The following is a 14,484-nucleotide window of genomic DNA, read 5'->3' as shown; positions in this document are numbered from 1 at the left end:
CCCATCATTATCTTTTTTGCTTGACTAATAAATATAAGAAATATGGTACACCAATCATTGATATGACAATTCCTACCGGCAATTCGACTGGCGTGAAAACATTTTTGGCAACAAAATCAGCAATGACCACAAGAAACATACCAATCAAGCCCGAAATCGGTAAAATATATTGATGCTTCATTCCTACCAATTGTCGTGCAATATGTGGTGCCATTAAACCAATGAAGCTAATATTTCCTGAAACAGATACACAAGCACTAATTAACCCAATGCTTAAAATAATGAGTTTAATCTTTTCACGTTCAACAGGTACTCCTACACCCTTCGAACTAATGTCAGATAGTCGAAAAAGATCTAATAAATAACTTTTCCGGATAATTAATGGAATAAGAATAACTAGCCAAGGTATCATTGAAATAATATAAATCCAATTCGCATTATAAATACTCCCAGATACCCAAACAGCAGCCATCTCATAATCAGAAGAATTCATTTTTAAAGAGATATACATAGAAAGCGCGCCAAAACCCGAACTAATGGCAATTCCAGTTAGAATTAACCGACCAGTATCAAATGTCCCCTTTTGCCAAGAGAAGAAAAAGATAATAACCGCTGCAAGTAGTCCACCAATCAATCCAAAAATCGGCATAATCATAATCGATAGCCAACCAGTTAAATCCAGCTGCCCTTGGAAAAACAACATAAATATAACAATTGCAGCCCCTGCTCCAGCATTGATTCCTAGAATTCCGGAATCAGCCAATCCATTCCTTGTTACACCTTGAATGACCGTACCTGCTATTCCTAAACCAAATCCAACAAGTGCTCCAATGACAATTCGAGGCAAGCGAAAATCAAAAATAACTAAATCAAGCTGATCAGACGGATCAATACGGAATAAAGTATTGATGACATCAGTAAAATTTACATTTATAACTCCATAAACTAAGCTTACATAAGCACTCACTAAAATAAGAATAGATAAAGCAATCGCAATAAGAACGGTTTTACGCATGCTTTTCGCCCCCTCTCTTATAAATCAGGTAGAGGAAGAATGGCACTCCTATGAGTGCTGTCACAACACCAATTGGTGTCTCGAACGGATGATTGACAAACCGGCTAATGATATCACATACTGCTAGAAATATCGCCCCAATTATTGCGGAAGATGGAATGAGCCATCTATAATCTACACCAACTAAAAATCTCGCAATATGAGGAATAATTAACCCTACAAAACCAACCTTACCAACGAGGGCTACTGCTGTCCCAGTCAGACAAATGACTGCCAATAAAGCAAGTGCTTTCACCCATTTCGTCTTTTGCCCCAAAGTAACAGCAATTTCTTCTCCTAGAGAAAGAATGGTAATATGTCCAGAAGTGATGAGAGCGATAATCAAACCAATGACACCAAATGGAATGGCCAAAAGAAATGTATCTACATCTACTTGATGTAGTTTGGCATTATACCAAAAACTAACATCTTGTGAAATTTGAAAATACGATGCTAATGCAGCAGAAGTACTTGATAAAAAGGTACCTATGACGGTCCCAATAATCGCTAATCGAACGGGTGTCAAACCTTTTGGTATTAATGAGCCAAACCCATAGACAATCCCTGCACCTAATGCGGAGCCAACCATTGAAAACAGTATCATTTCAATTGAAGTCATATTCGGCAATACAATCATGCAAATAGTAATAACAAAAGCCGAACCATCTGTTACACCCATAATGGAAGGAGAAGCTAAATAATTCCTTGTCATCCCTTGCATAATCGCACCTGATACAGCTAAAAATGCACCAACTAACATGGCCGTTAATACCCTCGGTAACCTTGAGGTAATAATAATCGCATGATCGGTATTACCTTCATCGTATGCAGTAAAAGCTTCCCAAATCGTTGCTAAAGATATCCCTTTAGTTCCGTAAATAACAGATAAAATAGTTGTTATTATAATAAGTATAGGTGATATCAATATAATCATTTTTGCTAATCTTGTTTTATTCTTCACAATCCCCACAACTCTTTTTATTTATTTTTCTATTAAAATGTATAGAAATAGTTAAGATACTACCGTCTTTGTTTCTATGTAAAAAATCCACCTCAACTCTTGGCGAAAATGATAATCGTTATCATTTACTATAATAAAACATCTCTCAATTGACAAGATAAAAAGAGAAAAAACCGAATCTTCTCATACCTTGAAGAAAAAAACACATACAGTCAGCCTAGAAGCCTTCAGCATGTGCGCATTTTACTAGACAAATTATATTTTCTCAACCAAAAGAAAAACGGCAACTTCATCGCTGAAGTGCCGCTTAAAAATCAAATCAATATCCACTTAAGTATTTCGCTACATTTATCTATTTTCCTTTTATATGTCGAATAAATTTTGACAAATGAAGCAAAGTTTCTACATGATGATTACAATCTTTCATATCTTTACACACCGTATTACCTCTTTTGGTAAAAGTACCAACCACTTCACCCTTTGTCTCGACTATGAACATGCCTATATCTGTAAAACGGTGACAAATATGACAAAGCCCTTTTTGTTCAGAAGGTTGGAAAGTTCCTCTTAAACCAATATAGCTTTGCTCGTATGGGGCAACAATCATTCGGTACTGACTACCCTTTTCATCCCAAGATAGATAGGTCATTGTTTGATAATCTTCTGCATCAATTAATGGGAACTTCAGCTTCTTCACTTTTGGAAATAACTTCCTTAGTTTCGTTTCTGACAGAGCTGGGAAGGGGATAACGTAACGCTTTAATTCATAGAAGAATTTATCTGCAGCTAATCGATCGTCAACCAATTGCATTTGTCCCAGTAAGGAAGCCTCCTCCTCCGCCATATCAGGTAATGATTGCTGAACCGCTTCCCATGCCAATGTTTTTACTGTTTTTAAGATCGTTGGATCATTGACAGAGGCCTTGGCATTTATTATTTTATTCACCTGTTTTTTCACAAGATTATACTGTTCGTTGGTCATAAAGGCTATCATTATTTTCACTCCTGCCTTAGTTTCTTCCTTATTAATTTACCCTATATGTAAACATAAAAAAATGCCGAATTTAAATAAAAATTAAAGTCGGCATAAATCATTTATTTTGTGTAAATAATTTTCCTTATTGTCTCGTGAGCTAAAAAGTATTCATCGCTTAGCTCATCCATTGTTTTCCCCATACTATAGGATGCTCTAATTTCTTCATTTCTTTGACTGATTTTGAGTCTTGCTCCTGATTTCATTCCCCAACCATCCTTATTGTGAACGGGTTTAGGGATATAAATCGATTCACCCTGAATATATTTTTGTATCTCTTTTAATAATTCAGGTGGTAACACATTCTTTGCTTTTTGATATCTCATCTTACGCTCGCTCCTTATTGTTTGTAGATAATAAGGACGCAAAGCCTAATGAAGAGACATGGCGATTGCTTTTATTCTACCTCACACAAAGTATCGCCTTCTCTATAGGCTTTGCGTGAGCTGTTTCGTTATTTAGCAAAAAGGTGATTTGCATTTTGTGACCACCTCCTAAAAATAGAATAAAATGGATGCGAAACAAAAAATCGCATCCATCATTCATATTTATTCACTCATGTCTACATTATGGTAAACACGTTGTACATCATCTAAATCTTCTAGGGCATCAATTAATTTGTCAAATTGCGCAAGTTGTTCTTCCTCTAAGTTCACTTCTGTTTGTGGTAACATCGTTTGTTCTGCAACCGTAAACTCTTCAATGCCAGCACCTTTTAGCGCCTCTTGAACAGCATGGAATTGGTCAGGTTCTGCATAAACAATCACTGATTCTTCTTCTTCAAGAAGGTCACGCACATCAATATCCGCTTCCATCAATATTTCTAACACTTCATCCGCTGTTTTTCCTTCTAAACCAAAAACAGCTGTTGCATCAAACATATAAGAAACAGAGCCACTTACACCCATATTTCCACCATTCTTACCAAATGCAGCACGCACATTTGATGCTGTGCGATTGACATTATTGGTAAGGGCATCAACAATAATCATACTACCTCCAGGACCAAATCCTTCGTAACGAAGTTCATCATACTTTTCTTCCCCGCCACCCTTCGCTTTATCAATCGCGCGGTCGATAATATTTCTCGGTACATTATATGTTTTTGCACGTTCCAATACTTGTTTTAATGCCTGATTCGATTCTGGATCAGGTTCCCCTTGTCTTGCCACTACGTAGATTTCAAGGGCAAATTTCGTATAAATACGGCTATTATTGGCGTCCTTTGCCGCTTTCTTATCTTTTATATTATTCCATTTACGGCCCATATGTCCCACTCTCTTTCAACTTTTATCTAATCATCATTTTTTTAGATGCACTAAATATTCATTGATTATTATAACGCAAACCGCTAAGAGAAAAAAGCTCGTTGATTAATTAATGTTTTTCCATAGGTTAAGTAAGACAAATTGTGCCCCGAGAAAAACTGCCCAACCTATGACACCGAAAAGAATAGAAACAGCAAAAGAAAAAGCAGACTTTAGCGAAAAAAAGACAATAGCCAAAAGCACTATCGTACTTGGTAAACCTAAAAGAACCCCAAGTGTGAATTCACTCATCACTCCTGTATCATTTTTTTCTACCCAGAGCCAAATAAGGCTTAATAAACTGACAAGTGGCAATGCAGCAATGACACCACCATATGTAGGAAAACGTTTAGCCATTTCTGTAACAACGCCAATAATGATTGCTGAAAGAAGTATTTTAACTATTAGTTGCATTTTTCGCTCGCTCACTTAATAAGTGTAAGGCTGAATCAATGATTTGTTTCTCCGAAGGCGTCATACTAGCAAGAATATGCGCTAATTTTCCCTCGTCAAGATTCGCATTTCTCTTTAGTACTTGCCTCCCTTGTTCAGTTAGCCTTAATATAACCATTCTCTCATCTACTGTTGATCTTTCTTTATGTATCCATGACTTATGAATCAATCTCTTCACATGTTCAGACGCAGTATTGTGTGAGACGTCAATATTTTTCGCTACTTCTTTTATTCCAATATGTTCACACTTATCTAAAAGCTGCAAAATCCTTACACCTTGATGGGATATCTTATCCTCGTTTTGATTTTGATAACGTAAGTAAAAATAGATGTCTGTCCAGTATTTATTTAGTTCAGTTGGATTCATATAATCAACCTCATTCTTTTTCATCTTATAATAAGATTATATCGTATAATACGATAAATATACAAATGTTTTTAAGTTATGGTAAAATATTCACAATAATCTGTATTAAAATCAATTCTCTAAGAAAGTTTCCACCTTCACAAACCTTCCTACTTTGAAAGGGGATCAAATTAATATGAAAAAATGGCTCGTAATTATTATAATAAGTGGATTTGTGATTATTAGCGGAGGCTGGTTTACTGCAAGTTATCTCAGTAATGATTCTCTTTCAGTAGCTAATCTTCAAGGTGATACTTCAAATAAAGCATCAAGAAAAGCTAGTATAGATGGGGATATGAATGCCTATACGGAAAACACAGGATTAAGTACAAATTCGACTCAAAGTGAAGTAATTGATGTGATGCATAAAATGACACATCAAAAAGTCAAGGCAAGTGAAAAGTGGGGTTCTGTTCGAATGTCAGAACAAGCAATTGAAGAAGTAAAAAAAACGATTGAAAACAATCAATTTGAACATGAAGAAGAGCTTTTAACTATTTTAGATAAATGGAGCAAAGGGGATTTCTCTAATGTAGATAATGACCACAATTATTTCTGGTCATTGCAAAATGGCACAATTGGTAAGGCAACTGGAATCTTATCCCCAGAAGAAGAAGAAGCTTTTATTGAGAAGTATTTTGAATAAGTCGTAACTACTTACTTTTCCTCTTTTTTCTATACAGAGTAAATATAATCATCATAAAGCAGAGAAGGGCATAATAGGGATAGCCTGAAACTTTAAATGCATACAACGCTTGATCCACCACAGTAGGTGTTCCATCTTGTGCAGTTGGAAAAATAAGATGATTCTTATACAACTCATCACCAATAAGATAACTACCTACAATGCTTGTAGCAACTAAATAAAAACACATTAACAAAACCAATATAAACACACTAAAAGAATAAATATACTTCATCCCTTCCCTCCCATCCATCATTTTCAAAATTACATACGCTTAATATACTTTATTCTAAATCATTAATATATGGGTAATAATGTAAAATTACACAAAAAAAGTTGCCCATTTTTCGGGCAACTTTTTTGTCATTTACATACAGAGATTATTTTTCCGATCCAACATACGTCGATTGTGGTCTAAAAATGACATTATCTTCAGCTTGTTCAAGAATATGTGCTGTCCAGCCTACCATTCTAGCAGCAGTGAAGGTGGGAGTAAAAAGAGTAGGATCCATTGAGAGCGCTCTCATAATTGCTGTTGCGTAAAATTCAACATTGGTATATAGTTTTCTATCAGGTTTTAACTCAGCAAGTATTGTAACCACTTCTTTTTCAACTTCAATTGCAAAATGAAGCCAAGAATCCTCTACTTGCATCGATAGTAACTTTTCTTTTAAAGCCTCGGCTCTTGGATCAACCGTTTTATATACACGATGGCCAAACCCCATTAATTTTTCACCACTTAGTATCTTATGTTTAATCGTTTTCTTTCTATCGTTACTAACCTTCAATTCTTCTAATAATGCGATAACACCTGTAGGCGCACCACCATGTAGTGGTCCTTTCATTGTACCAATTGCTGTTACAATACTAGAAACGATATCTGACTCAGTAGAAGCGGTCACACGAGCGGCAAATGTTGATGCGTTCATACCGTGTTCCATCGTTAAAATCATATACGTCTCTAATGCCTGAACATGAGCTATTAACGGTTTTTTTCCAGTAAGCATATATAAATAGTTTTCAACATGTGACAATTGTAGCTCTGGATGGACCACATCTTTGTTTGCTAATAGTCTCGTACGGTGAGCAATAATCGTAGGAATTACCGCTGTTAGCTTGATGGCTTGTTCCACTGTAGGGGGACCGCTGTAAGTTTGATCACCTTCTAATGAAATAAGCGTTCGAATGACATCCATTAAACTCATATCTCTTGGTAATGCCTGCAGCACTTCCCATTGCAAAGGACTTAATGCTCTATTATCTTTGATCTTTTGAATGCACTTCTTCACTTCCCTATCCGTTGGCAACTCCCCATACCACAGTAGAAATGCTGCTTCTTCAAATGTTAATGTTTTCGTCAATTCTCCAACGTCATAACCTCGATAAGTTAATCTTCCTTTTTCTCCATCTACAGAAGCCACTTTTGTTTCAACCGCAACGACACCCTTTAAGCCTTTCCTGAACATTTTCATTCTCCTCTCTTCTTTTTTTTAGTATACGATCGTTGTATAATTAAGAAAATTAAATATTTTTTATCAATTCATTTAATAATATTAATTGATAGGATGGTGAGGAAATTGGAGTTCCAATGGTTAAAAACCTTTATTACAGCAGCAAACTATTTAAACTATAGACAAACAGCAGAAGCTCTTTATATTTCGCAACCGTCAGTTACTGTTCATATCCGTCATTTAGAAAAAGCATTAGCAACCACTCTTTTCAAGAAAGAGGGACGTTCCATGCGTTTAACAAAGGCCGGGAAACAATTTCTTCCGTATGCTAAACAAATTCTAGCAAGTTTTGAAGATGGTAAAAAAGCACTTAGTCATTATACGCAAGGATATACTTCCTCGCTAAGCATAGGAATTTCTCCTATTATCGCTGATACGATTCTACCTTTCGCATTAAAAAATTATATGCGAAAGCATCCATTTGTTGAAGTAGCTGTACATGTACTAGAATCCGAGGAAATGGAAAAAGCTCTCTTCGAAGAGGATATTGATATCGGCTTGAGCTGTAATCTGCCTAATTCAAGAGAGGTGCAATATCAAATACTATACTCTGAAGATGTTAAATTAATCATCGCGCATGATGGAAAAGATGCTGAGAGCGCACCACCATTGGAAGAGGAAGATATTTTATTTCATCATCTTTTAATAACCGACAATCATCCCATATACTGGTCTAAACTAAAAAATGATCTTCACTATCAGTATGCCTTTATCAAAACAATGAAAGTATCGCAAATACACATTTCTAAACGGTTCATTATTGAGGGATTGGGTGTTTCCTATTTACCGCTGTCCACTGTAAGAAGAGAATTAATGGAAGGATGGTTATTAGAAGTCCCCCAATCAAAAATTACATTACCCCAAGCCCATACGTACGCTTGGATGAAAAAAGAAAATAACCAACAAATTGATTTCATGAAATATTTACAAAACTACCGTTTGTGACAATTCAACGAAACATGAACAACATTAGATATAATTACCTATATATTTTACATTTACTAACTATCATTTTCGACTCTTATAGTCGATAAACATCTTAGATTCATATATTCTAAGGAGGTTTTTCCATGAGTTTTCAATTATCAGTATTAAATAAGCAGTTTATAAATGGAGAATGGCGCCAAGGAAATAGTCAAACTCTCTTACAAAATATTAATCCATTTAATGAAGACATCCTTGCAGAAGTAAATGGTGCTACATTAGAAGATATTGATGAAGCATATCAAGCAAGTGCTAAGGCAAAGCTAGAATGGGATCGTGTCAACCCCTATAAAAAACGAGACATATTAGAAAAAGCGGTAGCCATTATCGACTCACATGAAGAAGAAATTGTCCAGTTAATTATTGCTGAACTTGGAGGTACTCGATTAAAAGCGGCTTTTGAAATTGGCCTTGTAAAAAATATGATTAAAGAGGCAGCCACTTACCCACTTCGTATGGAAGGTAAAATTCTGCCGTCTACAGAAGACCATAAAGAAAATAGATTATATCGTGTTCCAGCTGGTGTGGTTGGAGTCATTAGTCCATTTAACTTTCCTTTCTTCCTTTCTATGAAATCAGTTGCTCCTGCACTTGGCGCGGGATGTGGAGTAGTCCTCAAACCTCATGAAGATTCAATGGTAACTGGTGGTACATTAATAGGAAAGATATTTGAAGAAGCTGGTGTCCCTAAAGGATTACTAAATGTTGTATTATGTGATATTAAGGAAATTGGCGATGGCTTTGTAGAACATCCGATTCCAAGAATCATTTCTTTTACCGGTTCTACTACAGTAGGTAGTTACATCGGTCAAGTAGCAGTGAAGAACTTTAAAAAACCTTTACTAGAGTTAGGCGGTAATAGTGCTTTTATCGTCATGGAAGATGCAGATATTGATTATGCCGTTAATGCAGCAACATTTAGCCGTTTCACACACCAAGGACAGATTTGTATGTCTGCGAATCGTATTCTCGTTCAAAAATCAATTTACCCAACGTTTATGAACAAATTTAAAGAAAAGGTAGCAGCACTTAAAGTCGGGGATCCTAGCGACCCTGAAACCGTTATCGGTCCTGTTATTAATAAACGACAAGCATCAACATTAGAGGATTTAATTCATACGGGCATTCAAGAAGGTGCAGAACCTATCCTATTAGGAGAAATTAGCGGGAATTTAGTTGCACCAACGATTTTAACAAATGTGACCCCTGAAATGACAGTCGCACAAAAAGAACTCTTTGGTCCTGTTGTTTGTATTATGACTTTTGATACAGAAGAAGATGCCATTAATATTGCCAACAATACACAACTCGGATTAAGCGGGGCGCTTCATACTGCCAATGTAGAACGCGGTGTTGAAATGGCAAAAAGAATTCACACGGGTATGATTCATGTAAATGATGTCACAATTAACGATGAGCCTATTGTTGCTTTTGGTGGTGAAAAACAATCCGGACTTGGTCGATTAAATGGAGATTGGAGTTTAGATGAGTTTACAACAATGAAATGGATTTCTGTTAATTATAGTCAAAGACAATTGCCATATTAATAATTAGGGAGATAAAAATATGATTGAAACAGAACAGCAATCAATAAACGTAATGGACGCTTTTCTAAAGGTAGCACCTTACTTAAATACATTAATTCATGATGATATCACTATTGGTATATATGATACAGAGAAATTAATCATTAATTATCCAGGAAAGACATTTTCATTAAATGTCTCTCCTGGGGACCCTCTAATAGACGGTGACATTATTACAGAATCCATACGTACAAATAGCACCAAAACATCTATGGTACCAAAAGAATTATTCGGTTTTCCCCTTATTGCAAAAGCCATCCCCCTTCATAATGAGAAGGGTGAAGTAATCGGTGGAGTAGGTATTGGAATTAGTTTAGAAAAGTCCAATCAGCTCTTCGATGTAGCAGAAAGTCTTTCAGCAGTATCAGAACAAACAGCTGCAGCCATTGAAGAGATAAGTAAATCAGTGACTATTCTTGCAGATAAAGTGACTGATATGTCTTCACAAATGGGGACTGTTAGCCATAGTGCAGATGAAATCGGAAAAATATCCACTGCTGTAAAAAGTATTTCTGATCAAAGTAACCTTTTAGGTTTAAATGCAGCAATTGAAGCAGCACGAGCTGGGGACGCTGGAAGAGGATTCTCTGTAGTAGCGGAAGAGATTCGTAAACTTGCAAGTAATAGTAAAGACCATGTTTCGCAAATAGATCAAATTACGAAAAGTATAGCGGGGTTACTCACTGAGCTTAATCAATCTTTCTCACAAATTCATCAATTAACAGATACCCAAGCAGCCTCCATTCAGGAGTTTTCAGCGACGATTCAAGAAATTAGTCGCAACGCTCAACATTTAGTGGAGATGGCTGATACGACAGTAGATAGTGATTGATATTCTTTCTGTCATGTCATAGCTTGCCTTCTATAAAGAAGCACGAACAAATACTTATACCTTTAGCATTTGTTCGTGCATTTTCTTATGGGGTTAATCGATGCCGATCTCGCGGGAATGCCGACGCAAAGCGGACATTAGGACGATTCATTATTTTAGCTGTCAGTCGCTCTAAGCCTATTGCAAGACCGCCATGTGGTGGCATACCGTACTTAAAGACATTCGTATAACTTTCAAAATCTGCAACTTTTAAGTGATTTTCTTCTATTGAAGTGATTAATTCTTGATAGTCATGAATCCTCAAGCCACCAGTTGTAATCTCTATCCCTTTGAACAATAGATCAAAAGAATCTGTGTATAATGAGTGATTTTCTAATGGCTTGGCATACATTGGTCTAACTGTCTTTGGATAATGTGTGATAAAAACTAATTCACTGTTTTCCTTTTCAGAAAAATACTGACAAATTAACCGTTCTCCCTCAGGATCCAAATCTTCCATCTCACTAGTGGATTTATGATATTCATGAGCTAAAATTTGCTTTGCTTCATGAAGTGATATACTGGGTATTCTTTCAATTAAAGGAATTGTTACACCGACTTCTTGTAGCTCTTTTTGATAACCGTCCCGAATGGTGTTAAAAATAAACCGTAATAGATTCTCCTCTAATTCCATCAACTCTTTGCTCGAAAATACAAAACCCATCTCTAAATCAAGGGAAATGTATTCATTTAAATGTCTAGATGTCGCATGTTCTTCCGCTCGATAAACAGGAGCTACTTCAAATACTCGTTCATATCCTGCTGCTACCATCATTTGCTTATAAAATTGTGGTGATTGCCCTAAATAAGCAGGTTGATTAAAATAGTCTATTGAGAAAAGGTTCGCCCCTCCTTCAGCACCCGCTGCTACAATTTTCGGTGTGAAAATTTGGATAAAATCCTCATTTCGTAAAAAAGATGAAAAGGCGTCAACAATTGCCGACTTTATATTAAACATGAGATGCTCTTTATGGTTCCGTAGTGATAAAACACGATTATTCAATAATGTGTCCATGTGGACATCTAATTCTTTTTGATTTAATTCAATTGGTAAAGGTGCATTAGCAGTGTTTAATAACTGAAGCTTATCTACAATTACCTCTACACCCGTATCGGTTTTCATTGTCTTTACAACAAGACCCTGTACAGAAAAAACTGACTCTAATGAAAGTTTCATTTCAGCCAATTCATTCTCTAATACACATTGAATGATGCCACTACGATCCCGTAACTGTAAGAAAGTAATTCTTCCTAAATGTCTAACACGGTGAACCCACCCACATAGTGTAATCTTTCTGTTCACATGTTTCATTACATCGGAGCAATTCACACGGCTTATTCCATCATTGATCTTGAACATCATCATTCACACTCCTTATTATTTTGTTTGTATCTTCGTTATCGTCATCATCACTATCCATGTGAATCACCCCTTTCTTATCACACAAAAAAACCGAGCTTCATCCCAGAAGGGACGAGGCTCGGTTCTCGCGGTACCACCCTAATTATTACATCATTCAATGTAATCTCTTATATGCCCGTTAACGGTGGCCACCGTCCACGCCTACTTAGTAAAAACTTTTCAGATGGAACTCATTGGTGTCTTTCATCTAACTCCTTATCGCCACTCTTTCAGCTAAAATAAGCAGCTCTCTTATAAATAAGGGTGTCAAACTACTCCTCCAACTCAACGCTCTCGAATATTATTATTTAAGATACATCGCTTCACCCTAAATGTCAAACTATTTCGTTTATAAATCTGCCTCATTAAAACGGGTGTAAACCACTTTTGTCTCCTGTTCTGCTATGATCATTTTCACCCCGCGCCAACCAGACTGTAAATATTGCTGTTGTTTGGTGATATCATCCATCTTTATTTCAATCACTTCTCCTTGTTGGACAACTTTAGTAGCTTGCAAATCTTTCATAAAAACATAGCGAAGGCTACCCCCATATTTCTCCTTAAGATCAATGATTTGCATATCTTGGGCAAACTTATCCTTAAGTGAAGGGTAATTAAAAGGAGCGACTGTACAACAAACATATCTATACTGATGTGATTCTTTTTTCAATTGTTCCATTAAAATTTGAGCAAGCTTTTGCTGTAATTTATTCCCTCTATACATAGGATCTACATTAGATATTTCTTGATAGATAACCGTGGATAAATCCGTTACACCAGCATCTAGACCAAGGTGCTCAGGATCATTTTCAGGTGGAATTAGCAATGCGCGAAAGGCAATTAATTGCTCTTTGACCCAAGCACCAACCATTTTTCCATTTCCCCTTAAAATATTGAGGAACTCCTCTTTCGCTAAAGGCTGTAATACTTTTTTATCCGGAAGGGCATGGATAACCTTTTGTTGCAATTGTAAAATTTGTTCAATATGCTGTTCTTCTAGATTTGTAACTTCATAAGATGGGCCTTGCTTTGTCATTTCTCTCATGATTACATTCAATCTCTTCAACTCTCCTTTAATACATCTTCAAATACAGTCAATTCTTTTAGAATCTCTTCATCAATATTTACGCCTAATCCAGGTTGATCTTTTAAAGAAATATGAGGAATATCATAATGTAAGTCACCGATATCCTTAGTAAACTTCAGTGGTCCGGTTAATTCTACACTTGTAATATTCTTTTTAGAAAATGACACATGAAAACCTGCACTTGAAGCAATCGATGATTCTACCATTGATCCGACCTGGCACTCAATCCCGGCTAGTTCTGCCTGATATGCAAGCTTAACTGCTGGCAATATACCACCACACTTCATCAACTTAATGTTTATACGATCACAGGCATTTTTCTGAATAATCTCTTTCAACTCTCTTGCTCCCTTTAGTCCTTCATCAATCATAAGGGAAACTGTTGAATGAGACCTAATAAATGCCATACCATCAATATCATCTGCTCTTACCGGTTGCTCTAGCCAATCTATATCTACCGTTTCTAATGCCTTAATTCCTTTTAAAGTAGCAGCCGCTGTTTGCCAACCTTGGTTTACATCCACTCGTATAACGGCTTTGTCTTTAACGCTATCAGCAACTGCCTTAATTCTTGCTACGTCCCCATTCACATCTCTACCTACTTTAATTTTAAATGATGTATAACCTTTAGAGACTTGTTCCAGTGCTTCTGTCGCCATTTTTTCTGGCTCACCAATACTTAACACATGCGTGATGGGAAATTGCACATGGTAACGTCCACCGATGAGCTGATACACGGGCACTTGTAGTTTTTTACCGATTAAGTCGTAACAAGCAATATCGATCGCAGCTTTAGCAGCAGGTGCTTGATAAATGAGCTTGTCCATGATTTCATGTACCTTTTCAATTTCCATTGGATTGATACCTAATATGGCAGGTCCAAGTGTATGTTTAATTACTTGATAAGTGCCTTCCCATGTTTCTCCTGTCACATGCTCATCAGGTACTGCTTCTCCGTAGCCTATGAGACCTTCATCCGTTTCCACTTTTACGATAATGGATGGCATATCTTTATATGTATGATAACTGATGACAAACGGTTGTTTTAATGGTAGACGAATCGCATAGATAGCGATGGATGTAATCTTCATATTTCTCTCTCCTTATCAATAAAAGAAGAAAGCCGAAGAAAAAACTCGGCTCC

General features: G+C 36.4%; 16 protein-coding genes and 1 other annotated feature. Of the genes, 4 read left to right on the top strand and 12 right to left on the bottom strand.

The genetic code is table 11. The annotated features are described in order from the left end of the window. Positions 1-7: 7 nt before the first annotated feature. From MKY26_RS00320 to MKY26_RS00290, 7 genes are all read right to left on the bottom strand, one after another. On the bottom strand, positions 8-1,015 hold the full coding sequence (locus tag MKY26_RS00320; protein ID WP_095370164.1) for a FecCD family ABC transporter permease: 1,008 nt from the start codon (positions 1,013-1,015) through the stop codon (positions 8-10). Then, on the bottom strand, positions 1,008-1,988 hold the full coding sequence (locus tag MKY26_RS00315; protein WP_095373509.1) for a FecCD family ABC transporter permease: 981 nt from the start codon (positions 1,986-1,988) through the stop codon (positions 1,008-1,010). Before MKY26_RS00315 ends, MKY26_RS00320 begins: the two co-directional genes overlap by 8 nt. Before the next feature lie 379 nt (positions 1,989-2,367). Next, a complete protein-coding gene (locus tag MKY26_RS00310; RefSeq protein ID WP_095370165.1) occupies positions 2,368-3,009 on the bottom strand; it encodes a FusB/FusC family EF-G-binding protein in 642 nt (213 codons plus the stop codon). 101 nt (positions 3,010-3,110) lie between these two features. Beyond that, positions 3,111-3,374 carry a CD3324 family protein gene (locus MKY26_RS00305; protein ID WP_095370166.1) on the bottom strand — a complete coding sequence of 88 codons (264 nt, stop codon included), beginning with the start codon at positions 3,372-3,374 and terminating at the stop codon, positions 3,111-3,113. A 222-nt stretch (positions 3,375-3,596) separates the two neighbouring features. Continuing rightward, the gene (locus MKY26_RS00300) at positions 3,597-4,316 is read right to left on the bottom strand and encodes a YebC/PmpR family DNA-binding transcriptional regulator (protein ID WP_095370167.1); all 720 of its coding nucleotides are present in this window, start codon (positions 4,314-4,316) and stop codon (positions 3,597-3,599) included. Between the two features lie 105 nt (positions 4,317-4,421). Further along, positions 4,422-4,769 (bottom strand): DUF3147 family protein, encoded by a 348-nt coding sequence (locus MKY26_RS00295; protein ID WP_095370168.1) that lies wholly within the window; start codon positions 4,767-4,769, stop codon positions 4,422-4,424. Continuing rightward, positions 4,753-5,175 carry a MarR family winged helix-turn-helix transcriptional regulator gene (locus MKY26_RS00290; protein WP_095370169.1) on the bottom strand — a complete coding sequence of 141 codons (423 nt, stop codon included), beginning with the start codon at positions 5,173-5,175 and terminating at the stop codon, positions 4,753-4,755. The genes MKY26_RS00295 and MKY26_RS00290 overlap by 17 nt, the downstream gene beginning before the upstream one ends. Positions 5,176-5,350: 175 nt before the next feature. Between MKY26_RS00290 and MKY26_RS00285 the strand changes: the two genes are divergently transcribed. Further along, positions 5,351-5,860, top strand: coding sequence for a DUF6241 domain-containing protein (locus tag MKY26_RS00285; RefSeq protein WP_224935203.1), 510 nt, complete (start codon positions 5,351-5,353; stop codon positions 5,858-5,860). 7 nt (positions 5,861-5,867) lie between these two features. Here MKY26_RS00285 and MKY26_RS00280 read toward each other — a convergent pair whose 3' ends face one another. After that, complete coding sequence (locus MKY26_RS00280; protein ID WP_095370171.1) at positions 5,868-6,134, bottom strand: hypothetical protein; 267 nt, start codon at positions 6,132-6,134, stop codon at positions 5,868-5,870. 145 nt (positions 6,135-6,279) lie between these two features. Continuing rightward, positions 6,280-7,371 carry a citrate synthase/methylcitrate synthase gene (locus tag MKY26_RS00275; RefSeq protein ID WP_095370172.1) on the bottom strand — a complete coding sequence of 364 codons (1,092 nt, stop codon included), beginning with the start codon at positions 7,369-7,371 and terminating at the stop codon, positions 6,280-6,282. A gap of 105 nt (positions 7,372-7,476) precedes the next feature. On the opposite strand from MKY26_RS00275, the gene MKY26_RS00270 reads away from it, so the two are divergent. The 3 genes from MKY26_RS00270 (at position 7,477) to MKY26_RS00260 (ending at position 10,812) form a co-directional block, all read left to right on the top strand. After that, complete coding sequence (locus MKY26_RS00270) at positions 7,477-8,355, top strand: LysR family transcriptional regulator (protein WP_095370173.1); 879 nt, start codon at positions 7,477-7,479, stop codon at positions 8,353-8,355. A 125-nt stretch (positions 8,356-8,480) separates the two neighbouring features. After that, a complete protein-coding gene (locus MKY26_RS00265; RefSeq protein ID WP_307317652.1) occupies positions 8,481-9,941 on the top strand; it encodes an aldehyde dehydrogenase family protein in 1,461 nt (486 codons plus the stop codon). 19 nt (positions 9,942-9,960) lie between these two features. Further along, positions 9,961-10,812, top strand: a complete 852-nt coding sequence (locus tag MKY26_RS00260) for a methyl-accepting chemotaxis protein (RefSeq protein WP_095370175.1) — start codon at positions 9,961-9,963, stop codon at positions 10,810-10,812. A gap of 85 nt (positions 10,813-10,897) precedes the next feature. Here the strand turns inward: MKY26_RS00260 and aspS are convergent, their stop codons facing one another. The 3 genes from aspS to MKY26_RS00245 form a co-directional block, all read right to left on the bottom strand. Then, positions 10,898-12,202 (bottom strand): aspartate--tRNA(Asn) ligase, encoded by a 1,305-nt coding sequence (aspS, locus tag MKY26_RS00255; RefSeq protein WP_445293135.1) that lies wholly within the window; start codon positions 12,200-12,202, stop codon positions 10,898-10,900. Positions 12,203-12,318: 116 nt separating this feature from the next. Continuing rightward, positions 12,319-12,551, bottom strand: a binding site (T-box leader). A 51-nt stretch (positions 12,552-12,602) separates the two neighbouring features. After that, positions 12,603-13,310 (bottom strand): GNAT family N-acetyltransferase, encoded by a 708-nt coding sequence (locus tag MKY26_RS00250; RefSeq protein ID WP_370873372.1) that lies wholly within the window; start codon positions 13,308-13,310, stop codon positions 12,603-12,605. A 5-nt stretch (positions 13,311-13,315) separates the two neighbouring features. After that, positions 13,316-14,431, bottom strand: coding sequence for a mandelate racemase/muconate lactonizing enzyme family protein (locus MKY26_RS00245; protein WP_095370176.1), 1,116 nt, complete (start codon positions 14,429-14,431; stop codon positions 13,316-13,318). Positions 14,432-14,484 lie beyond the last annotated feature (53 nt).

The organism is Cytobacillus sp. FSL R7-0680 (genome assembly GCF_038009245.1).
Classification (GTDB): Bacteria; Bacillota; Bacilli; order Bacillales; family Cytobacillaceae; genus Cytobacillus; species Cytobacillus kochii.
Note: the sequence above shows the minus strand (reverse complement) of the source record. Positions and strands in the feature narration are given on the sequence as shown.

Coding starts and splice junctions, on each gene's coding strand:
- MKY26_RS00310 (WP_095370165.1), bottom strand. CDS start 3,009: ATGATAGCCTTTATGACCAACGAACAGTATAATCTTGTGAAAAAACAG.
- MKY26_RS00295 (WP_095370168.1), bottom strand. CDS start 4,769: ATGCAACTAATAGTTAAAATACTTCTTTCAGCAATCATTATTGGCGTT.
- MKY26_RS00315 (WP_095373509.1), bottom strand. CDS start 1,988: ATGATTATATTGATATCACCTATACTTATTATAATAACAACTATTTTA.
- MKY26_RS00300 (WP_095370167.1), bottom strand. CDS start 4,316: ATGGGCCGTAAATGGAATAATATAAAAGATAAGAAAGCGGCAAAGGAC.
- MKY26_RS00275 (WP_095370172.1), bottom strand. CDS start 7,371: ATGAAAATGTTCAGGAAAGGCTTAAAGGGTGTCGTTGCGGTTGAAACA.
- MKY26_RS00265 (WP_307317652.1), top strand. CDS start 8,481: ATGAGTTTTCAATTATCAGTATTAAATAAGCAGTTTATAAATGGAGAA.
- MKY26_RS00245 (WP_095370176.1), bottom strand. CDS start 14,431: ATGAAGATTACATCCATCGCTATCTATGCGATTCGTCTACCATTAAAA.
- MKY26_RS00260 (WP_095370175.1), top strand. CDS start 9,961: ATGATTGAAACAGAACAGCAATCAATAAACGTAATGGACGCTTTTCTA.
- MKY26_RS00320 (WP_095370164.1), bottom strand. CDS start 1,015: ATGCGTAAAACCGTTCTTATTGCGATTGCTTTATCTATTCTTATTTTA.
- MKY26_RS00285 (WP_224935203.1), top strand. CDS start 5,351: ATGAAAAAATGGCTCGTAATTATTATAATAAGTGGATTTGTGATTATT.
- MKY26_RS00305 (WP_095370166.1), bottom strand. CDS start 3,374: ATGAGATATCAAAAAGCAAAGAATGTGTTACCACCTGAATTATTAAAA.
- MKY26_RS00290 (WP_095370169.1), bottom strand. CDS start 5,175: ATGAATCCAACTGAACTAAATAAATACTGGACAGACATCTATTTTTAC.
- MKY26_RS00280 (WP_095370171.1), bottom strand. CDS start 6,134: ATGAAGTATATTTATTCTTTTAGTGTGTTTATATTGGTTTTGTTAATG.